The sequence below is a fragment of the Streptomyces sp. NPDC101237 genome, assembly GCF_044767465.1.
Lineage (GTDB): Bacteria > Actinomycetota > Actinomycetes > Streptomycetales > Streptomycetaceae > Streptomyces > Streptomyces gramineus.
The window spans coordinates 142,112-160,906 of record NZ_JBIWNY010000013.1; the positions used below are offsets into that span (position 1 = coordinate 142,112).

General features: G+C 72.5%; 21 protein-coding genes. 10 read left to right on the forward strand and 11 right to left on the reverse strand.

The genetic code is table 11. The features are described 5' to 3' along the window. Positions 1–110 precede the first annotated feature (110 nt). Together ACIRQ9_RS21455 and ACIRQ9_RS21460 are read left to right on the forward strand one after the other, a co-directional pair. The gene (locus ACIRQ9_RS21455) at positions 111–1,241 is read left to right on the forward strand and encodes a magnesium and cobalt transport protein CorA (protein ID WP_404175498.1); all 1,131 of its coding nucleotides are present in this window, start codon (positions 111–113) and stop codon (positions 1,239–1,241) included. A 9-nt stretch (positions 1,242–1,250) separates the two neighbouring features. Beyond that, positions 1,251–1,763, forward strand: coding sequence for a hypothetical protein (locus ACIRQ9_RS21460; RefSeq protein WP_404175501.1), 513 nt, complete (start codon positions 1,251–1,253; stop codon positions 1,761–1,763). A gap of 19 nt (positions 1,764–1,782) precedes the next feature. On the opposite strand, the gene ACIRQ9_RS21465 is transcribed toward ACIRQ9_RS21460, so the two are convergent. Beyond that, positions 1,783–2,514, reverse strand: coding sequence for a hypothetical protein (locus ACIRQ9_RS21465; RefSeq protein WP_404175504.1), 732 nt, complete (start codon positions 2,512–2,514; stop codon positions 1,783–1,785). A gap of 199 nt (positions 2,515–2,713) precedes the next feature. Between ACIRQ9_RS21465 and ACIRQ9_RS21470 the strand changes: the two genes are divergently transcribed. From ACIRQ9_RS21470 to ACIRQ9_RS21480, 3 genes are read left to right on the forward strand one after another with little or no spacing between them, the layout of a single operon-like run. Beyond that, on the forward strand, positions 2,714–4,015 hold the full coding sequence (locus ACIRQ9_RS21470; RefSeq protein ID WP_404175507.1) for a magnesium transporter MgtE N-terminal domain-containing protein: 1,302 nt from the start codon (positions 2,714–2,716) through the stop codon (positions 4,013–4,015). Continuing rightward, complete coding sequence (locus tag ACIRQ9_RS21475) at positions 4,005–4,601, forward strand: DUF1003 domain-containing protein (RefSeq protein ID WP_404175510.1); 597 nt, start codon at positions 4,005–4,007, stop codon at positions 4,599–4,601. Before ACIRQ9_RS21470 ends, ACIRQ9_RS21475 begins: the two co-directional genes overlap by 11 nt. A gap of 43 nt (positions 4,602–4,644) precedes the next feature. After that, positions 4,645–5,778: an Mrp/NBP35 family ATP-binding protein gene (locus ACIRQ9_RS21480; RefSeq protein ID WP_404175513.1), complete on the forward strand. Its 1,134-nt coding sequence runs from the start codon at positions 4,645–4,647 to the stop codon at positions 5,776–5,778. Between the two features lie 117 nt (positions 5,779–5,895). On the opposite strand, the gene ACIRQ9_RS21485 is transcribed toward ACIRQ9_RS21480, so the two are convergent. The 4 genes from ACIRQ9_RS21485 to sigE all read right to left on the reverse strand — a co-directional run bounded on the left by ACIRQ9_RS21485 (position 5,896) and on the right by sigE (position 9,123). Further along, a complete protein-coding gene (locus ACIRQ9_RS21485) occupies positions 5,896–6,567 on the reverse strand; it encodes a hypothetical protein (protein WP_404175516.1) in 672 nt (223 codons plus the stop codon). A gap of 224 nt (positions 6,568–6,791) precedes the next feature. Then, a complete protein-coding gene (locus ACIRQ9_RS21490) occupies positions 6,792–7,238 on the reverse strand; it encodes a sec-independent translocase (RefSeq protein ID WP_404175519.1) in 447 nt (148 codons plus the stop codon). Between the two features lie 221 nt (positions 7,239–7,459). Further along, positions 7,460–8,410: an anti-sigma factor gene (locus ACIRQ9_RS21495; protein WP_404175522.1), complete on the reverse strand. Its 951-nt coding sequence runs from the start codon at positions 8,408–8,410 to the stop codon at positions 7,460–7,462. Beyond that, on the reverse strand, positions 8,407–9,123 hold the full coding sequence (gene sigE / locus ACIRQ9_RS21500; protein WP_404175525.1) for an RNA polymerase sigma factor SigE: 717 nt from the start codon (positions 9,121–9,123) through the stop codon (positions 8,407–8,409). The genes ACIRQ9_RS21495 and sigE overlap by 4 nt, the downstream gene beginning before the upstream one ends. A 235-nt stretch (positions 9,124–9,358) precedes the next feature. On the opposite strand from sigE, the gene ACIRQ9_RS21505 reads away from it, so the two are divergent. Further along, positions 9,359–10,057: an O-methyltransferase gene (locus ACIRQ9_RS21505; protein ID WP_404175785.1), complete on the forward strand. Its 699-nt coding sequence runs from the start codon at positions 9,359–9,361 to the stop codon at positions 10,055–10,057. A gap of 87 nt (positions 10,058–10,144) precedes the next feature. Here the strand turns inward: ACIRQ9_RS21505 and ACIRQ9_RS21510 are convergent, their stop codons facing one another. Beyond that, a complete protein-coding gene (locus ACIRQ9_RS21510) occupies positions 10,145–10,312 on the reverse strand; it encodes a DUF3117 domain-containing protein (protein ID WP_004950282.1) in 168 nt (55 codons plus the stop codon). 379 nt (positions 10,313–10,691) lie between these two features. Here ACIRQ9_RS21510 and ACIRQ9_RS21515 point away from each other — a divergent pair, with 379 nt between their 5' ends. Next, positions 10,692–11,495, forward strand: coding sequence for an enoyl-CoA hydratase/isomerase family protein (locus tag ACIRQ9_RS21515; protein ID WP_404175528.1), 804 nt, complete (start codon positions 10,692–10,694; stop codon positions 11,493–11,495). Positions 11,496–11,547: 52 nt separating this feature from the next. On the opposite strand, the gene ACIRQ9_RS21520 is transcribed toward ACIRQ9_RS21515, so the two are convergent. Continuing rightward, entirely contained in the window at positions 11,548–12,117 is a 570-nt protein-coding gene (locus ACIRQ9_RS21520; RefSeq protein WP_404175788.1) for a DNA-3-methyladenine glycosylase I, read from the reverse strand. Positions 12,118–12,194: 77 nt separating this feature from the next. Continuing rightward, positions 12,195–12,554 carry a DivIVA domain-containing protein gene (locus ACIRQ9_RS21525; protein WP_404175531.1) on the reverse strand — a complete coding sequence of 120 codons (360 nt, stop codon included), beginning with the start codon at positions 12,552–12,554 and terminating at the stop codon, positions 12,195–12,197. Between the two features lie 165 nt (positions 12,555–12,719). On the opposite strand from ACIRQ9_RS21525, the gene folP reads away from it, so the two are divergent. Next, complete coding sequence (gene folP, locus ACIRQ9_RS21530) at positions 12,720–13,580, forward strand: dihydropteroate synthase (RefSeq protein ID WP_404175534.1); 861 nt, start codon at positions 12,720–12,722, stop codon at positions 13,578–13,580. A gap of 57 nt (positions 13,581–13,637) precedes the next feature. Here folP and ACIRQ9_RS21535 read toward each other — a convergent pair whose 3' ends face one another. Together ACIRQ9_RS21535 and dapE are read right to left on the reverse strand one after the other, a co-directional pair. After that, entirely contained in the window at positions 13,638–14,396 is a 759-nt protein-coding gene (locus tag ACIRQ9_RS21535; protein WP_404175537.1) for a TIGR00730 family Rossman fold protein, read from the reverse strand. A 104-nt stretch (positions 14,397–14,500) separates the two neighbouring features. Further along, the gene (gene dapE / locus ACIRQ9_RS21540; RefSeq protein ID WP_404175540.1) at positions 14,501–15,580 is read right to left on the reverse strand and encodes a succinyl-diaminopimelate desuccinylase; all 1,080 of its coding nucleotides are present in this window, start codon (positions 15,578–15,580) and stop codon (positions 14,501–14,503) included. 148 nt (positions 15,581–15,728) lie between these two features. On the opposite strand from dapE, the gene ACIRQ9_RS21545 reads away from it, so the two are divergent. Together ACIRQ9_RS21545 and ACIRQ9_RS21550 are read left to right on the forward strand one after the other, a co-directional pair. After that, positions 15,729–16,676 carry a heavy metal transporter gene (locus ACIRQ9_RS21545; protein WP_404175543.1) on the forward strand — a complete coding sequence of 316 codons (948 nt, stop codon included), beginning with the start codon at positions 15,729–15,731 and terminating at the stop codon, positions 16,674–16,676. Positions 16,677–16,958: 282 nt separating this feature from the next. After that, positions 16,959–17,456, forward strand: a complete 498-nt coding sequence (locus ACIRQ9_RS21550) for an ATP-binding protein (RefSeq protein ID WP_404175546.1) — start codon at positions 16,959–16,961, stop codon at positions 17,454–17,456. 73 nt (positions 17,457–17,529) lie between these two features. Here ACIRQ9_RS21550 and ACIRQ9_RS21555 read toward each other — a convergent pair whose 3' ends face one another. Further along, the gene (locus ACIRQ9_RS21555; protein ID WP_404175791.1) at positions 17,530–18,669 is read right to left on the reverse strand and encodes a bifunctional succinyldiaminopimelate transaminase/glutamate-prephenate aminotransferase; all 1,140 of its coding nucleotides are present in this window, start codon (positions 18,667–18,669) and stop codon (positions 17,530–17,532) included. Positions 18,670–18,795 lie beyond the last annotated feature (126 nt).

An 18,795-nucleotide genomic window follows, 5' to 3' on the forward strand; every position in this document is an offset into this window, starting at 1 on the left:
GCTCCCCGCTTTGTGGACGTGCCAAACATCCGCAGTCAGGACGTCCCCATTCCGGGTAGTTCCACCCGTTCGCCGCGGTCTTCCGCTGCTTGTCGCGAAGGAGCCTGCCCATGTCGATGATCCGCGACCTCCGTGCCGTGGTCCGCCCGACCCGCCCTTCCCAGCACAAGAGCCTGCGCGTCGAGACCGGCGCGTACGACACCACCCGCGACCCCGCCACGCCGTCGGCCGTCGTCGACTGCGCGGTCTACCGGGACGGCGCGCGCATGGAGACGCCGCGCCCGCTGACCCCGCAGGAGGCGATGCGCCAGGTGCGCCGCGACGGCGGGTTCGTGTGGATCGGCCTGCACGAGCCGACGGAGGCCGAATTCGCGGGCATCGCCAGTGAGTTCGGGCTGCACCCGCTGGCCGTGGAGGACGCCGTCCAGGCCCACCAGCGCCCCAAGCTGGAGCGCTACGACGACTCGCTGTTCACCGTCTTCAAGACCATCCACTACGTCGAGCACGACCAGCTCACCGCCAACAGCGAGGTCGTGGAGACCGGCGAGGTCATGTGCTTCACCGGCCGGGACTTCTTCATCACCGTCCGGCACGGCGGACAGGGCTCGCTGCGGGCGCTGCGCCACCGCCTCCAGGACGACCCCGAGCTGCTGGCCAAGGGCCCCTCGGCCGTGCTGCACGCCATCGCCGACCACGTCGTCGACGGGTACATCGCGGTCGCCGACGCCGTACAGGACGACATCGACGAGGTGGAGACCGAGGTCTTCACGCCCGGCCGCCGGGGCGGGGTCTCGCGCGGTGTGGACTCCGCGCGCATCTACCAACTCAAGCGCGAGGTGCTGGAGTTCAAGCGCGCGGTGTCGCCGCTGCTGCGCCCCATGCAGCTGCTGAGCGAGCGCCCGATGCGGCTGGTCGACCCCGACATCCAGAAGTACTTCCGGGACGTCGCGGACCATCTCGCCCGCGTCCAGGAGCAGGTCGTCGGCTTCGACGAACTCCTCAACTCCATCCTCCAGGCCAACCTCGCCCAGGCGTCCGTGGCGCAGAACGAGGACATGCGGAAGATCACGTCCTGGGCCGCCATCATCGCCGTACCGACCATGGTGTGCGGCGTGTACGGCATGAACTTCACGTACATGCCCGAGACGCACTGGCGGTACGGCTACCCGGTGATCATGGGCATCACGATGGTCATCTGCCTCGGCATCCACCGCACCCTGAAGCGCAACGGCTGGCTCTAGGCTGGGCGCATGACACGTCAGCTGCTCGACCGGGCCCTCGTCGAGGAGGCCACCAAGAAGTCCGGCCTCATCTGGGTCCGCGGCGCCGGGGAGGCGGCCGCGCGCGCGGTGTGGCACGCCTGGGCCGACGGAGCCGTCTGCCTGGTCGGCGACGGGAGCGAGCAGCCGCTGACCGGACTGGCCGACGGCACCTCGGCCGAGGTGACCGTCCGCAGCAAGGACAAGGGCGGCCTGCTGGTCGTCTGGACGGCGGCGGTGACGGAACTGTCCGCCGGCTCGCCCGCGTGGGACGCGGCGGTGGCGGAGCTGAAGGGCAAGCGCCTCAACGCACCCGACGGCGAGGCCATGACGGACCGCTGGGCGCGGGAGTGCCGGGTGCTGCTGCTGCGCCCGACGGGAGCGACGCGGCCGCTGCCGACCGGCAGCCTGGCGGCGCCGCCGCTGCCGACCCCGGCCACGACCAGGAACCCGGTCCCGGCGGCCCTGCCGAAGCTCCTCGCGCGCCGCGGAAAGCCCAAGTAGCCGCCTCGCCGCGCCGCCGTCACGACGTCGGCAGCTGCTTGCCGTAGTCGACCGTGTCGCCCTTCTCCGGCTCGGTGACGCCGAAGGACTGACCCCAGTCGGTGAAGGTGAGGGTGCCCGCTCCGCCGGCGCGCTCCAGGCGCAGCGGATACGGCTTGCCCTTCAGCGAGACGTCCAGCGTGCCGCCGGAACCGCCGTCGCCCGCGATGCGGATGGTCGGGGTGCCCGCCTGCTCGTGGTGGCCGGCGGTCGAGAGCGAACCGTGCAGGGTCAGCAGGCCGGACAGCAGCAGGTTCTTGTCCGTGAAGCCGCTGAACTTCTTGTACGACGGGTCGCCCTGCGGCACCTTCACGTACTTGCCGTCCAGCGTGCCGCCCGCGCTGGTGTCACTGCCGTCGGCGTGGTTCCAGAAGTCCGCGTCGGCCTGGAGGTACAGCGTCCGGCCCACCCGCAGCAGATGGAAGGTCGAGCCCTTGGAGGTGACCGAGCCGGTGCCGCCGTCCGCGTTCAGCCGCATGTCCAGTTCGTACGTGCGGCCGCTGGTGACCACCGTCCCCGCCATCCGCACCGTCGCCACCGCGGCGGCCGCCGCGCGGGTCTTGGACTGGATGACGTCCGGGGCCAGCTTGCCCACTCCGTTCGTGCCCGCGTCCGGATCCTCGCTGCACCCGGTGAGGAGGGCCAGCGCGCACATCGCGGTCACCAGTGCGGCGCGGCGGGTACGGCCTGGGCCCGGAGCAATCGCGGTCACCGACGGGGCCACCTTTCTGACGGGTCCGGCACGGCGTACCGCAGCGTACCGGTGCCCCGGCCGCCCGGCGGAGCCAGTCCGTCCGGACCGCCCACCAGGGCGTATCCGATCGGTACGGGCTAGCCTGAACCCCACCGAGCAGGCGAAAGAGACAGGAAAGCGGCCAACCGGAACGTCGGCGGGAGAAGGAGGCGCAACCATGGCAGGCGGGACTCCCAGGATCTTCGTCTCGCACCTCGCCGGCATCGCCGTCTTCGACCCCAACGGCGACCAGGTGGGACGCGTCAGGGACCTCGTCGTCATCCTGCGCGTCGGCCGCAAGCCCCCGCGGCTGCTCGGCCTGGTCGTCGAACTCTCCACCCGGCGCCGCATCTTCCTGCCCATGACCCGGGTCACGAGCATCGAGTCCGGCCAGGTCATCACCACCGGCGTGCTCAACGTCCGCCGCTTCGAGCAGCGGCCCACCGAACGCCTGGTCTTCGGTGAACTCCTCGACCGCCGGGTCCGGCTGGTGGACACCGGCGAGGAGGTCACCGTCCTGGACCTGGGCGCCCAGCAGCGGCCGGCCCGCCGGGAGTGGGAGGTCGACCGCGTCTTCGTCCGCAAGGGCCGCACCGGCACCTTCCGGCGCACCCGAGGAGAGTCGCTGACCGTCGAGTGGTCGCAGGTCACCGGCTTCTCCCTGGAGGAGCACGGCCAGGGCGCGGAAAGCCTGCTCGCCACCTTCGAGCAGCTGCGCCCCGCCGACCTCGCCAACGTGCTGCACCACCTGCCCGCCAAGCGCCGCGCCGAGGTGGCCGCCGCCCTGGACGACGACCGCCTGGCCGACGTGCTCGAAGAGCTTCCCGAGGACGACCAGATCGAGATCCTCGGCAAGCTGAAGGAGGAACGGGCGGCGGACGTCCTGGAGGCCATGGACCCGGACGACGCGGCCGACCTGCTCGCCGACCTGCCCGAGGAGGACAAGGAACGGCTGCTGAGCCTGATGCAGCCGGCGGACGCGGCCGAGATGCGGCGGCTGATGTCGTACGAGGAGCACACGGCCGGCGGACTGATGACGACCGAGCCGATCGTGATGCGGCCCGACTCCACCGTCGCCGACGCGCTCGCCCGGATCCGCAACCCCGACCTGTCCCCGGCCCTCGCCGCCCAGGTCTACGTCTGCCGGCCGCCCGACGAGACACCGACCGGCAAGTACCTGGGCGCCGTCCACTTCCAGCGGCTGCTGCGCGACCCGCCGTACACCCTGGTCAGCTCGCTCCTGGACGACGACCTGCAGCCGCTCGACCCCGAGGCCACGCTGCCGATCATCGCCGGGTTCTTCGCCACGTACGACATGGTCGCGGCGCCCGTGGTCGACGAGACGGGGTCGCTGCTGGGCGCGGTGACCGTGGACGACGTCCTGGACCACATGCTGCCCGACGACTGGCGGGAGACCGAGTTCCACCTGGACGCGGACGAACCGGCGCCGGAGAAGGAGGCGGGGGCCCATGGCGCCTGACCGCGAGGGCGCCCGGGAGCGCACACCGTCGGGCGCCACCGCGGCCCCCCGGCCGCGCGGGGTCCGTCTGGACCTGCCGCGGGCGCCCAGGCGGCGGATCGTGCCCGAGTGGGACCCGGAGGCCTTCGGCCGGCTCTCCGAGCGCATCGCGCGCTTCCTGGGCACCGGACGGTTCATCGTCTGGATGACGGTCGTGATCATCGTCTGGGTGCTGTGGAACGTCTCGGCACCCGGAGGACTGCGGTTCGACCAGTACCCGTTCATCTTCCTGACCCTGGCCCTGTCCCTCCAGGCCTCCTACGCGGCCCCGCTGATCCTGCTCGCGCAGAACCGGCAGGACGACCGCGACCGGGTCAACCTCGAACAGGACCGCAAGCAGAACGAGCGGTCCATCGCCGACACCGAGTACCTGACCCGGGAGATCGCCGCACTGCGCATGGGCCTGGGCGAGGTGGCGACCAGGGACTGGATCCGCTCCGAGCTCCAGGACCTGCTGAGGGACATGGACGAGCGGCGGACCGGGCACGGCGCGCACGGCGTATTCCCGGCAGAACGGTCGGCGGGGCGTGACGTAGAAGACCGGTGAGGGGCGTTATAGGGGCCGTGCGGGTCGCCGTACCATCGTCCTTATGGCTAGCGAAGACGCGGTGCGCGAGGCACTGGCGACGGTGAACGACCCCGAGATCAACCGACCCATCACCGAACTGGGGATGGTCAAATCGGTGGAGGTCGGGGAGGACGGCACGGTCGCGGTCACCGTGTACCTGACGGTCTCCGGCTGCCCCATGCGGGACACGATCACCCAGCGCGTCACCGACGCGGTCTCCCGGGTCGACGGCGTCACCCGGGTCGACGTGACCCTGGACGTGATGAGCGACGAGCAGCGCAAGGAGCTGGCCTCGGCGCTGCGCGGCGGCCAGACCGAGCGCGAGGTGCCCTTCGCCAAGCCGGGCAGCCTCACCCGTGTCTACGCGGTCGCCTCCGGCAAGGGCGGTGTCGGCAAGTCCTCGGTGACGGTCAACCTCGCCGCCGCGATGGCCGCCGACGGTCTGAAGGTCGGCGTCGTCGACGCCGACATCTACGGCCACTCGGTGCCGCGCATGCTCGGCGCGGACGGCCGTCCCACCCAGGTCGAGAACATGATCATGCCGCCGTCGGCGAACGGCGTGAAGGTCATCTCGATCGGCATGTTCACCCCGGGCAACGCCCCAGTGGTCTGGCGCGGCCCGATGCTGCACCGCGCCCTCCAGCAGTTCCTCGCGGACGTGTACTGGGGCGACCTCGACGTGCTGCTGCTGGACCTGCCGCCCGGCACCGGCGACATCGCCATCTCGGTCGCCCAGCTGGTCCCGAACGCCGAGATCCTGGTCGTGACGACGCCTCAGCAGGCGGCCGCGGAGGTCGCCGAGCGGGCGGGCTCCATCGCGGTCCAGACCCACCAGAAGATCGTCGGCGTGGTCGAGAACATGTCCGGCCTGCCGTGCCCGCACTGCGGCGAGATGGTCGACGTCTTCGGCACCGGCGGCGGCCAGACCGTCGCCGACGGCCTCACCCGCACGACGGGCGCCAACGTCCCGGTGCTCGGCAGCATCCCGATCGACGTCCGCCTGCGCGAGGGCGGCGACGAGGGCAGGCCGGTCGTGCTGACCGACCCGGAGAGCCCGGCGGGCGCGGCGCTGCGCGGCATCGCGGGCAAGCTCGGCGGACGCCAGCGGGGCCTGTCGGGCCTGTCCCTGGGCATCACCCCGCGCAACAAGTTCTAGGACGGCACGGAGCGGAGGGGAACGGCGCGGACGCCGTCCCCCCGCGCGATCCAGGCCCGGCACGGCGAAGGGGCGCCACGAACCACCGGCGCCCCTTTTCTCATGCGTACGCGGCTCTCACGCGTACTCGGCGATGTCCTTGACCACGGCGAACCCGAGCCCGTAGGCGGACATCCCGCGCCCGTACGCCCCGAGGTGCACCCCCGCCTCCGTCGACCCGGCGAGCACCCAGCCGAACTCCGACTCCCGGTAGTGGAAGGGCGTGGCCACCCCGTCCACCGGCAGCGACAGCGTGGACCACTCCGGCCCGTTCAGCTCGTCGGCCAGCTCCCACGCCGTCTCGGTCTGCTGGTCCAGCCAGTCGTCCCGCAGGCTGTGGTCCATCTGGCCCGGCCAGGTGAACGAGAGCAGCCCGACCCCGGCCAGCCAGGCGGCCGAGGAGACCGACGTGGCCTCCAGCAGTCCCGTCCCGTCGGCGCTCCTGCGCGACGGATTGGCCGCGACGGTCACGACCACCGCGAACTTCTCCCTGGGCTCACCGACGGACGCGGCCAGGTGCTCGTTGCGCACCGACGGCTCATCCCCGTGCCCGATCGACCCGTGCTCCACGGCGCCGTCGGCCGCCACGCCCACCTGCATCAGCCAGCGCGGCCCCGTGAACGCCTCGTCGAGGCCGTACCAGGGGAAGGGCGCCTGCAGGTAGCCGTCGACCGTGCGCCGGGCGGAGAGGACCTGCTGTCCGTTCTCCGCGGCCGGCGTCTGTTCGCCCACCCGACTTGTCGTCTCCATCTGCCCGGACGCCTCCTAGTTCTCGTCGGTCCGGGGCGGCCCGCCCCCCTTCGGGCGCACTCGTCCGGTCCGCACAACAACTCGGCAGCATAGCCACACCGCCGGGACCAGCAGCGAAACCGCCCGTCGCGTGGGTCGCGCGGGCGGCGGGATCAGGCCTCGAACGGCGCCCTCACGGTATGAAACGCGTCACGTACGCCACGCGGGCGAGGGGGCCGTACGGCTCAGGTGGCGTCCGCGTCGAACGGCGGACGGTCGTCCTTGCCCGGGTCCTCCGGCTTCTTGGACATGTCGACACGGCCACCGGTCGAACCGCCGCCCGCGCCCGCGGACGAGGAGGAGTCCGACTCGCGTCCGTGCACCGCGTCCGTGACCTCGGCCATCTCCTTCTTCAGGTCGAAGCCGTTGCGGATCTCCTTGAGACCCAGCTCCTCGCTGTCCAGGTGCTTGCGGACGAAGTTCTTGGGGTTGAGGTCCTCGAACTCGAAGTCCTTGAACTCCGGTCCCAGCTCCTGGCGGATGTCCGCCTTGGCGCTCTCCGAGAACTCCCGGATCTTGCGGATGGTCCGCATCACGTCCTGGATGACCTTCGGGAGCTTGTCGGGACCGAAGACGAGCACGGCGAGCACGACGATGGTCGCCAGCTCTAGTGGTCCTATGTCATTGAACACCTGAAGCTCCTTGCGATGTCCTCGGTCCTCGGCCCCCCGGTCGCTGTTGCGGTCTTCCGTGGTCCGGGCCGGGTCCACGGTACCCGGCGTACCTGTCCGACCGGTACCGTCCCGAGGTGTCCACCTGTGCGTGTACGACCGGTTTTCCAGGTTGTTTGCCTAGTCCGGGCACGATTGCGGTCCGGCCTGTGACGTTTCCGTCAGTTCCTGCCCGGCGGTGGTCAGCGGGCCGCGCGGGAGGGCGGAGCGGAGGCCGTGTCGGTGACGGGCGCGGCGAGCAGCGCGGCGCCCGTCGCCTCCGGGGTGCCGGTCCTCCAGGTGAGGGCGGCCGGCGGATCGGCGGTCAGCGGCCGTATCAGCGGGGAGACGGCGGCCGCGCCGGCCAGCACGGGCGCGGTCAGCTCCCGGAGCGTCTTCTCGCCGGCGCCCGGTGCGGGCACTCCGGGCAGCAAAGGCGCGGAGACCGAGGTGGGCGCCGCGGTGGCGGCGGAGCCCGCCGGCACGCCGGAGGACAGCAGCGGGGTGAACGAGCGGCGGCGCTGCGCGTCGGCGGCGCCCGCGGTGCCCGCGCCCGCCGAACCGGCCGGGGCGACGCTGCCGCCGCCGCTGCCGCCGCGGGCGTCGGCGGCCGGGGAGCCGGGCAGTCCCGCGGTGACCCCGCCGAGCGCCACGGCGGCCAGCGAGACCGCGCCGGCGGCGACGAACGCGAACCGCATGCCGCGCGAGGCGGAGCGGTCGGCGTCCGGGCGGCCGACGGGATGGATCCGGAAGCCCCGGCCCGCGGTCACGGCCGAGTCGTGCGGACGGGCCGGGACGTAGCCGAACTCGAAGCGGTCCTCCTGGCCGAGGCCGAAGACCCCGCCGTCGGACCGGCGTCCCGGCAGGCCCGTGCCGCCGAACGGCGAACCGTCGCCGTCACCGCCCCCGGGCAGCCCCTGGAGGCGGGCCAGGAAGCTCTCGGAGGGCGGGGGCGGGGCTGCCTCCGCGAAGACGCTCTTCAGGGCGCGCTGGGCGTCCGCCTCGGCCTTGCACCTGGCACAGGTGGCCAGGTGGGCCAGGACGCGCTCACGCGACTCGTGGCCGAGTTCTCCGTCCACCAGTGCGGAGAGCCGGTCTCCCAGGTGCTGTTCGGCGAGCTGCGGCTCGGCGGGGTTGGGTCGTGAACCACTCACGCGGACGCGCCCCCTCCCCCCAGTGCGGGAACACGGGGAACGAAGGAGCGGCGCCCGGCCCTGCGGGCCTCCGGGGAGCGGTGCGCGAGGGCCTTGCGCAGCTGGGAACGGCCGCGGTGGATCCGGGAGCGGACCGTGCCGAGCTTGACGCCGAGGGTCGCGGCGATCTCCTCGTACGACAGGCCCTCGATGTCGCACAGGACGACGGCGGCGCGGAACTCGGGCGCGAGGGTGTCCAGGGCCTGCTGCACGTCGGCGTCGAAGTGCGCGTCGTTGAAGGCCTGGGACGGGGTGGGCTCGCGGCTGGGCAGGCGCTCGGCCGCGTCGTCGCCGAGGGCGTCGAAGCGGATGCGCTGCTTGCGCCGGACCATGTCGAGGAAGAGGTTGGTCGTGATGCGGTGCAGCCAGCCCTCGAAGGTGCCGGGCGAGTAGGTCGACAGGGAGCGGAAGACGCGGACGAAGACCTCCTGGGTGAGGTCCTCGGCGTCGTGCTGGTTGCCGGTCAGACGGTAGGCCAGGCGGTAGACGCGGCCGCTGTGCGTGCTGACGATCTCCTCCCACGTGGGCGGAGTCCATGCCTGCCCGTCCGCGTCGGTGGAGAAGGTCGCGGTCCGGTCCTCGCCCGGTGCGAGCGCATCGGCGTGGCTGGGATCAGCAGCGGTGTCGTTCACGGATTTCGGCCTGCCCGCCGATCCGAGGAAGCGCCGCAGCACTCCTCCCCGATCCCCGGGTACGGCCGCACCTCCCCTGTCGGCTCTGGTGGTGTCCAGTGGAGCCCCTACCATAGCCACCTCGCCCGTTAGCACCGGATAAGCGGTTTTACGAGAATTTGATCTCGGCTCGTACGGCTCGTCCGTCCGCACCTGCGGCTGCTCGGCCACCGTCTCCTCGTCGTGATCCATTCGTGTCCCCCCGCCCTGTCTTCCACCCTTCCAAACGCCTGGTCCCATCAGCAGGTTCCCGGCACCAACGGATACAGTCACGCCCAGGCAACCACGGGGACAGGAGAGGGTCATTACCGGCAACCGGCAGACGAGCTGGGCGTTCGCCGACGCCTTTGTCGCCGAGGACGAAGCACTGCGCTGGGCCCGGGACCGGGCCCGGGACGCGGGGCTGCGCTCGGTGTCGCCCGGTACGGGTGCCGCGCTGCGACTGCTCGCCGCCTCCGTGGACGCCAAGGCCGTCGCCGAGATCGGCACCGGGTGCGGGGTGTCGGGGATGCATCTGCTGCACGGGATGCGCGCGGACGGGGTGCTGACCACCGTCGACCCGGAGCCGGAGCACCAGCAGTTCGCCCGGCAGGCCTTCCGCGCCTGCGGCTTCGCCAGCAACCGGGCCCGTTTCATCCCGGGCCGGGCTCTCGACGTGCTCCCCCGGCTCGCGGACGCCGGCTACGACCTGGTCTTCTGCGACGGCGACCGGCAGGAGTACTCCGACTATCTCGCTGAATCGTTGCGGCTGCTGCGGCCCGGCGGCCTGGTGGTCTTCGAGGGCGTCTTCGCCAACGGCCGCACCGTCGACTCGGGTCCGCAGCCTACCGAGGTGCTGCGGCTGCGCGAGCTGCTGCGCACGGTCCGGGAGAGCCCGGAGCTGCTGCCGTCGCTGCTGCCGGTGGGCGACGGCCTGCTCTGCGCCGTCAAGCGCTGACCCCGCCGGGGAAGGACCGGAGGTACGGCAGCGCCCCGGCACCGCATACGGTGCCGGGGCGGCCGAAAGGGTATGGTCGCTGACGCCTCAGACGACGACGTTCTTGAGAGCGTCGGCGAGCGCCGCGGCCTCGTCAGGGGTCAGCTCGACGACGAGCCGACCGCCGCCTTCGAGCGGAACGCGCATGACGATGCCCCGCCCCTCCTTGGTCACCTCGAGCGGGCCATCACCCGTCCGCGGCTTCATGGCCGCCATGCTGGTTCCCCTTCCTGAAAACAGCTCATCGTCTGCCGACGGCCCATGAGGGCACGCGCGATCCTGGCGGGACACGCGGCACCGGCATCGAACACATTGCTTCCAAGCCATTATCCCGCATCTCAGGACCCGATGACCAACATCAGTCGGCATCGCTTGGGCAACGCGCGCGAGCAAAACCACCCAATTCGGCGATGTGACTGCGATACTGCGCCACCCCGCGTCCTTACGCCGACCGAGTCGGCTCCATTTTTCTTTGACGCAGGTCACACGACGGGTCCGGTCCCCGGTCGACGATCTCCGCCATGCTGTCCTTCGGACGCCCGCGTACCGAGCGGTACGCGGGCCGCGACGACGCAGACGACGGAGGGGACGCACCATGACCGACACCGTGCTCTACGAGGTGAGCGACGGACTCGCGACGATCACGCTGAACCGCCCCGAGGCGATGAACGCGCTGAACATCGCGACGAAGGTGGCGCTCCGCGAGGTCGCGCGGGAAGCGGCCGCCGACCCGGCCGTACGCGCGATCCTGCTGACCGCCGCCGGGGACCGGGCGTTCTGCGTGGGCCAGGACCTCAAGGAACACATCACGCTGCTCGCGTCGGACCGGGAGACGGGCGCGGGGCAGACGATGACGACGGTCCGGGAGCACTACAACCCGATCGTCCGGGCGCTGGCCGGGGCGCCGAAGCCGGTGGTGGCCGCGGTGAACGGCGTCGCCGCCGGTGCCGGCCTCGGGTTCGCGCTGGCCGCGGACTACCGCGTGGTCGCCGACACCGCCGCGTTCAACACGTCGTTCGCCGGGGTCGCGCTGACCGCGGACTCCGGGGTCTCGTGGACGCTGCCGCGGGTGGTGGGACCGGGCCGGGCGTCCGACCTGCTGCTGTTCCCGCGGAGCATCGGCGCGCAGGAGGCGTACGAACTGGGCATCGCGAACAAGGTCGTACCGTCCGCCGAGCTGCGGGCGGAGGGCGAGAAGATCGCGCGGAAGCTCGCCGAGGGCCCGACGACGGCGTACGCGGCGCTGAAGGAAGCCGTCGCCTACGGGCTCACGCACTCCCTGGACGAGACCCTCGACAAGGAGGACGAGCTGCAGGCGCGGGCCGGCGCCTCCGAGGACCACGGGATCGCCGTGCAGGCGTTCGTGAACAAGGAGAAGCCGAAGTACCTGGGGCGGTGACGATCCGCGGGAGCCGCGGGCGCGTGCCGTGCGGTTCCGCCCCGCGGCGCCGCTATCGGGCGCCTCTGCTGGAGCACGCTTCGAGGTGGTCGTCGACCAGGCCGCACGCCTGCATCAGGGCGTACGCCGTCGTCGGGCCGACGAAGCGCAGGCCCCGCTTCTTCAGGGTCTTGGACAGGGCCGTCGACTCGGCGGTCACCGCCGGGACGTCGGCGGTGCTGCTGGGCACCGGGTACGCGCCCGGCTCCGGGGCGAACGACCAGATCAGCTCGTCCAGTTCGCCCGGCGCCCAGTCCGCCAGCACCTTCGCGTTGGCCATCGTGGCGTCGACCTTGGCACGGTTGCGGATGATGCCGGGGTCGGCCAGCAGCCGTTCCCGGTCCTCGCCGGTGAAGGCGGCGACCTTCTCGATGCGGAAGCCGGCGAAGGCGGCCCGGAAGCCGGGGCGGCGGCGCAGGATGGTGATCCAGGACAGGCCCGACTGGAAGGCCTCCAGGCTGAGGCGTTCGTACAGGGCGTCGTCGCCGTGGACCGGGCGGCCCCACTCCTCGTCGTGGTACGCCACGTAGTCCTCGGTGGACAGGGCCCAGGGGCAGCGGAGCCTGCCGTCCGGTCCGGCCACGGCCGCTCCCGCGGCCGGGCCCGCCGGTCCCGCGGGTCCGGTCGCACCGGCCGGGGCGGCCGGGTCCGTCGGGTCCGTCACGGCCGGTCCTCCGGCTCGGGCTTGTCCAGCGAGGTGTGCCCGGGGTGCGGCGTGGCCCGGGCGCCGGCCAGCGTGGACTCCAGATCGGCGATCCGGGCGTCGCGCTCGGCGAGTTCGGCGCCGAGGCGGCTGAGCGCGTCGTCGACGTCGGCCATCCGGTAGCCGCGGGGGGCGAGCGGGAAGCGCAGGCTCTCCACGTCGGCGCGGTCGACCGGGCGGTCCGGGGGCAGCGGGTCCTGGAGACGCTCGGGCGCCACCTCGGTCAGCGGGGCGTTCTCCCCGCCGCTCACCACGGCGAGGGTGACCGCGGCGACCACGACCGCGAGCGCGACGACCAGGAACAGGAACATAACCATCGCGGTGGCCCCCAGGCTCGGTGAAGCTCCGTGCGTACTCGTGGTGCCGAGTGCGCTTAGTGTGCTCGGTGACGAACGTGTCTGTGTCCGATCGTGCCATGCGAGTCTGACAGCCGGCGGCGCAGGCGGTCGTACCGAGGGACTCACTACGAGAGGTCACAGGCGATGCTCAGGCTGGGCAAGCGGGAATTCGCGCCGCACGAACCGGTGATCATGGCCATCGTGAACCGGACACCGGACTCCTTCTACGACCAGGGGGCGACCTTCCTCGACGAGCCCGCGCTCGCGCGCGTGGAGCGGGCGATCGCCGAGGGAGCCGCGATCGTCGACATCGGCGGCGTGAAGGCCGGGCCGGGCGAGGAGGTCACGGCCGAGGAGGAGGCACGGCGGATCGTCGGGTTCGTCGCGGAGGTGCGCCGGCGGTTCCCGGACGTCGTGATCAGCGTGGACACCTGGCGGGCGTCGGTCGGCGAGGCCGCCTGCGAGGCCGGGGCGGACGTGCTCAACGACGCGTGGGGCGGGGTCGACCCGGGGCTCGCGGAGGTCGCCGCGCGGTACCGGGTGGGGCTGGTGTGCACGCACGCGGGCGGGGCGCGGCCGCGGACCCGACCGCACCGGGTGGCCTACGACGACGTGATGGCGGACGTGCTGCGGGTGACCCTGGGGCTGGCCGAACGGGCCGTGGCACTCGGGGTGCCGCGGGAGTCGGTGATGATCGACCCCGGGCACGACTTCGGGAAGAACACGCGGCACAGCCTGGAGGCGACGCGGCGGCTGGACGAGATGGTCGCGACCGGGTGGCCGGTGCTGGTCTCCCTGTCCAACAAGGACTTCGTGGGCGAGACCCTGGACCGGCCGGTGAAGGAGCGCGTGATCGGCACGCTGGCGACGACGGCGGTGTCGGCGTGGCTGGGCGCGCAGGTGTACCGCGTGCACGAGGTGGCGGAGACCCGTCAGGTGCTCGACATGGTCGCGTCGATCGCGGGGCACCGCCCGCCGGCGGTGGCCCGGCGGGGCCTGGCCTAGTCTCCCGCTGCCGTGCCGGACCGGCCCGCGCGTGCGCGCGGGCCGGTCCGGCCGGTGTCAGCGGGCCGCTTCCTTCGAGACCAGGCCCACCGCTTCCTCCACGTCGTCGGTCACGTGGAACAGGAGCAGGTCCTTCTCGCTCGCCTTGCCCTGGGCGACCAGGGTGTTGCGGAGCCAGTCCACCAGGCCGCCCCAGTACGCGCTGCCGAACAGCACAATCGGGAAGCGGGTCACCTTCTGGGTCTGGACGAGGGTGAGCGCCTCGAAGAGTTCGTCGAGGGTGCCGAGGCCGCCGGGCAGCACCACGAAGCCCTGCGCGTACTTGACGAACATCATCTTCCGCACGAAGAAGTAGCGGAAGTTCAGGCCGATGTCGACGTAGGGGTTCAGGCCCTGCTCGAAGGGCAGCTCGATGCCGAGACCGACCGAGACGCCGCCCGCCTCCAGGGCGCCCTTGTTGGCCGCCTCCATGGCGCCGGGTCCGCCGCCGGTGATGACCGCCCAGCCGGCCTCGACCAGGCCGCGGCCCAGCCGCACGCCCGCGTCGTACTCGGGCGAGTCCTCCGGCGTCCGCGCCGAGCCGAACACGCTGATCGCGGCCGGGAGTTCGGCGAGCGTGCCGAAGCCCTCGATGAACTCCGACTGGATGCGCAGCACCCGCCACGGGTCCGTGTGGACCCAGTCGGAGGGGCCGCCCGCGTCCAGCAGCCGCTGGTCCGTCGTGCTCGCGGTCACCTGACCGCGGCGTCGGAGGACCGGTCCGAGGCGCTGCTCGTCCGGCGGCACCTTCTTCCCCTCGGGGTTCCCGGTAGCCATATGTGCGCTCCCTCCGCTTGCAGGTGTATCCGCCCCAGCGTAGATCCACCCGGGTTACCGGCGCGGGACGTCGGCATGTCCGGTGCGCAGCGCCTCCGGGTGGCTCAGCGGGTCAGCCAGGCGCGCAGCCGCTCCTCGCCCGCCAGGATCTTGGCCGTTTCGACCCTTTCGTCCTTCTTGTGCGCCAAGTGCGGATTGCCGGGTCCGTAGTTGACCGCCGGGATGCCGAGGGCGGAGAAGCGGGAGACGTCGGTCCAGCCGAACTTGGGCATCGGGGTGCCGCCGACGGCCTCGATGAAGGCCGCCGCGGCCGGGTGCGAGAGGCCGGGCAGGGCGCCGGGGCTGTGGTCGTCCACGACGAACTCCTCGACGCCGCAGCCGGCGAAGACCTCGCGGACGTGCGCGAGCGCCTCCTCCTCGGAACGGTCCGGGGCGTAGCGGAAATTGACGGTGACCACGCACGCATCGGGAATGACGTTGCCGGCCACCCCGCCCGAGATGCCGACCGCGTTGAGGCCCTCGCGGTACTCCAGGCCGTCGATGACCGGCCGGCGCGGTTCGTAGGCGGCGAGCCGGGCGAGGACCGGGGCGGCCGCGTGGATCGCGTTGGAGCCCATCCAGGAGCGCGCGGAGTGGGCCCGCTCGCCGGTCGTCCTCAGCAGGACGCGCAGGGTGCCCTGGCAGCCGCCCTCGACCTCGCCGTCGGACGGTTCCAGCAGGACCGCGAAGTCGCCCGCCAGCCACTCGGGGTGCGCCTCGGCGACGTGCCGGAGCCCGTTGAGGTGCGCGGCGACCTCCTCGTTGTCGTAGAAGACGAAGGTCAGGTCGCGGTTCGGGGCGGGGACGGTGGCCGCGACGCGCAGCTGGACGGCGACGCCGGACTTCATGTCGCAGGTGCCGCAGCCCCACAGCACGCCGTCCTCGTCCAGCCGGGACGGCACGTTGTCCGCGATCGGGACGGTGTCGATGTGGCCGGCCAGGATCACGCGCTCGGTGCGGCCGAGGTCCGTCCGGGCGATCACGTTGTTGCCGTACCGGTCGACCGTCAGGTGCGGCAGGGCGCGCAGCGCGGCCTCGATCGCGTCGGCGAGCGGCTTCTCGGTGCCGCTCTCCGAGGGGAGGTCGACGAGTCGCGCGGTCAGCGCCGCCGCGTCCAGCGTGAGGTCAAGGGAGGTGTCGGCCATGGCCCCGACCCTAGCGCGCGGCTCCGCCGAGAGAGGTTTCACAGGCTTCGCGACCGGGGGTTGAGCCGCTCGTACTCTCCAGTATGTTGTACGCGTGCCAGAGCCGTCCCCCACCCGCCCCACGCGTCGCCGCCGTGCCCTGCGTTTCGTGTCGGGCTTGGTCATTCTGTGTGCCGTCGCGGCGTACCTGGTCGTCCAGTACGTCACGGGCGGCGGTGGCGCCGAGGGCTGCAAGGTCGTCTCGGGCCGAAGCGACCGCGCGTCGTACGATTTCACGCCCGAGCAGGCGGTGAACGCGGCGACGATCGCCGCGGTCGGCACCGGGCGCGGCATGCCCGAGCGGGCGGTGGCCATCGCGCTGGCGACCTCCATCCAGGAGTCGGGTCTGCGCAACATCGAGCACGGCGACCGGGATTCGCTGGGCCTGTTCCAGCAGCGGCCCTCGCAGGGCTGGGGCACCGCGCGGCAGATCCTGGACCCGGCGTACGCGGCCGGCATGTTCTACGCCCACCTGGCCAAGGTGCGCGACTACCAGACCCTGCCGCTGACGGTGGCCGCGCAGCGCGTGCAGCGCAGCGGCTTCCCGGAGGCGTACGCCAAGCACGAGACCGACGCCACGCTGCTCGCGGCGGCCCTGACCGGGCAGGCGGCGGCCACGCTGACCTGCGACGGGCGTCCGGCGGCCGTCACGGAGGCGACGGCGACGGGTCCGGACGCGGTCCGGACCGCGCTGGTGCGGGACTTCGGGCGGGACGCGGTCGAGGAGGCCGGCGCGGAGGTGAACGGCGGGTCCGCGAGTTCGCCGACCCCGATGCCGAGCGTGACCTCGACGGCGCACGGGCGGACCGTGACCGTTCCGGTGCCGCAGGGCGGCAAGACCGACAAGTCCGGGCGCACCGAGAGCGAGCGCGGCTGGCAGCTCGCGCACTGGGCGGTGGCCAACTCCTCGGCACTGCACATCCAGCGGGTGTCGTACGCGGGCCGGGAGTGGTCGGCCGGGAGCACGGACAGCCGGTGGCAGCAGGCGCCCGGTCCGCAGGGCACGGGCGGAGCGGAGAAGTCCGCCGGCTCGGTGCGGATCGTGACCGGACAGTAGTTCGGCGTTTCCCTCCGGCGGGTCGGCCGGGACGTTGCGCGGCCGCGGCACACCCGGGTTTCCGCGCGGCCGCTCAGCCCTGCCCGCCCGCCGTTGGCAGCACGGGGACGTAAGGATTCTGCGGGCGCCGGAAGGTGTTCCCTCACAGGCACTCTTTGCCCGTTTTTATCCACACCCGATAATGCGATGCGTTATCAATTCTTTACCTGGGGCCTCCGCAACCTTCGCGGACTTCGAGCGGTAGTCACGGCGATCGTGTTCCCTCCCGTCGAATGGAGCATCATGTCTCTCCCCCTGACCCGCCGGATCGCCCGTGCCGCGCTGCTCGTCGCAGCGGGAGCGGCCGCCGGGGTCGGTGCGGCCGGCTCCGCCGGCGCGGCCCCGAGCCTGCCGGCCGCCACTCCGAACCTGGGCGGCCTGAGCGCCCTGGACGGAGCGAGCGTCGGCAACACCGCCGACAGCGCGGCGCAGAACGTGACCGGGACCGTCGGCCACACCGGCGGCCGGACGGTCGAGTCGGCGCTGCCGGTCGCGGGCAGGACCGGCGGCAAGGCCGTCAAGGTGGCGGCGCCGGTGGTGCAGCACGCCGCCGGTGACGCGGCGGGCTCCGCGGGCGGCCTGCTCGGCGAGACGGCGGCCACGGCGACCAAGGGCGGACTGCCCACGCAGGGCCTCACCAAGGGCGGCCTGCCCGCGCAAGGCCTCACCAAGGGCGGCCTGCCGGCACAGGGCCTCGCCAAGGGCGGCCTGCCGGTCAAGGGCCTGCCGATCGGCGGCTGACCACCGACGCGGCGCGCGAAGGGCCCCGGGGTTCGCCCCGGGGCCCTTCGCTTCGTCTGCCGTCGCCGCCCGCTCACGCCCGCGCGGCGGAACCGCGCACCGCCGCGGCCGGCCGTCCCTGGGACAGCCGGGCCACCGCCGCCCGGACGCGCTCGTCCGTCGCCGTCAGGGCCACGCGCACGAAGGTCTCGCCCGCCTCGCCGTAGAAGTCGCCGGGTGCGACCAGGATGCCGAGTTCGGCGAGGTGGGCCACCGTCTGCCAGCAGGGTTCGTCCCGTGTCGACCACAGGTAGAGGCTCGCCTCGCTGTGCTCGACACGGAAGCCGTGCGCCACCAGCGCCTCGCGCAGAAGGGTGCGGCGGGCCGCGTAGCGCTCCCGCTGCTCCTGGACGTGGGTGTCGTCGGACAGGGCCGCCACCACCGCCGCCTGCGTGGGCGCCGAGGTCATCATGCCGCCGTGCTTGCGGATCTCCAGGAGGGGGCCGAGCACCGCCGGGTCGCCGGCCAGGAAGGCCGCGCGGTAGCCCGCCAGGTTGGACCGCTTGGAGAGGGAGTGGACGGCCACGATGCCGTCGTAGGAGCCGCCGTTCACGTCCGGGTGCAGGACCGAGACCGGGTCGGCCTCCCAGCCCAGTTCGAGGTAGCACTCGTCCGAGAAGACCAGCACGCCATGGGCGCGGGCCCAGGCCACGATCTCCGTCAGCTCGGAGACGGACAGGACCCGGCCCGTCGGGTTGGACGGCGAGTTCAGCCACAGGAGCTTCAGGTTCGCCGGGTCCAGCTCGCGCGGGTCCTCGTAGACCTCGTACTCGGCGCGGGCCAGCCGGGCGCCGACCTCGTACGTGGGGTAGGCCAGGCGCGGGTAGGCGACCTTGTCGCCGGGGCCGAGGCCCAGTTGGGTGGGGAGCCAGGCGACGAGTTCCTTGGAGCCGACGATCGGCAGGACGTGGCGGTGGGTGACGTCACGGGCGCCCAGACGGCGCTCCACCCAGCCGGTGATCGCGTCGCGCAGCGCCGGGGTGCCCCAGACCGTCGGATAGCCGGGCGAGTCCGCCGCGTCGGTCAGTGCCTTCTGGATCAGGTCGGGGACCGGGTCCACCGGAGTGCCGACGGACAGGTCGACGATGCCGTCCGGGTGCGCCGCTGCCGTCTTCTTGTACGGCTCCAGCTTGTCCCAGGGGAAGGTGGGCAGGCGGTCGGAGACTGCGGACACGGGCACGGGCTCACTTTCTTCGGTACGGCCGGTCCTGCGACCGGCACGGCAAACGCCTCGGTCCCGCAGGCGCCGATCGGGTGGGATCAGGCCGTACGGGACCGAGGCGGCACGGTGGTGCGGCGG

Coding starts and splice junctions, on each gene's coding strand:
- ACIRQ9_RS21455 (WP_404175498.1), top strand. CDS start 111: ATGTCGATGATCCGCGACCTCCGTGCCGTGGTCCGCCCGACCCGCCCT.
- ACIRQ9_RS21460 (WP_404175501.1), top strand. CDS start 1,251: ATGACACGTCAGCTGCTCGACCGGGCCCTCGTCGAGGAGGCCACCAAG.
- ACIRQ9_RS21470 (WP_404175507.1), top strand. CDS start 2,714: ATGGCAGGCGGGACTCCCAGGATCTTCGTCTCGCACCTCGCCGGCATC.
- ACIRQ9_RS21475 (WP_404175510.1), top strand. CDS start 4,005: ATGGCGCCTGACCGCGAGGGCGCCCGGGAGCGCACACCGTCGGGCGCC.
- ACIRQ9_RS21480 (WP_404175513.1), top strand. CDS start 4,645: ATGGCTAGCGAAGACGCGGTGCGCGAGGCACTGGCGACGGTGAACGAC.
- ACIRQ9_RS21485 (WP_404175516.1), bottom strand. CDS start 6,567: ATGGAGACGACAAGTCGGGTGGGCGAACAGACGCCGGCCGCGGAGAAC.
- ACIRQ9_RS21510 (WP_004950282.1), bottom strand. CDS start 10,312: ATGGCGGCCATGAAGCCGCGGACGGGTGATGGCCCGCTCGAGGTGACC.
- ACIRQ9_RS21515 (WP_404175528.1), top strand. CDS start 10,692: ATGACCGACACCGTGCTCTACGAGGTGAGCGACGGACTCGCGACGATC.
- ACIRQ9_RS21525 (WP_404175531.1), bottom strand. CDS start 12,554: ATGGTTATGTTCCTGTTCCTGGTCGTCGCGCTCGCGGTCGTGGTCGCC.
- folP (WP_404175534.1), top strand. CDS start 12,720: ATGCTCAGGCTGGGCAAGCGGGAATTCGCGCCGCACGAACCGGTGATC.
- ACIRQ9_RS21535 (WP_404175537.1), bottom strand. CDS start 14,396: ATGGCTACCGGGAACCCCGAGGGGAAGAAGGTGCCGCCGGACGAGCAG.
- dapE (WP_404175540.1), bottom strand. CDS start 15,580: ATGGCCGACACCTCCCTTGACCTCACGCTGGACGCGGCGGCGCTGACC.
- ACIRQ9_RS21550 (WP_404175546.1), top strand. CDS start 16,959: ATGTCTCTCCCCCTGACCCGCCGGATCGCCCGTGCCGCGCTGCTCGTC.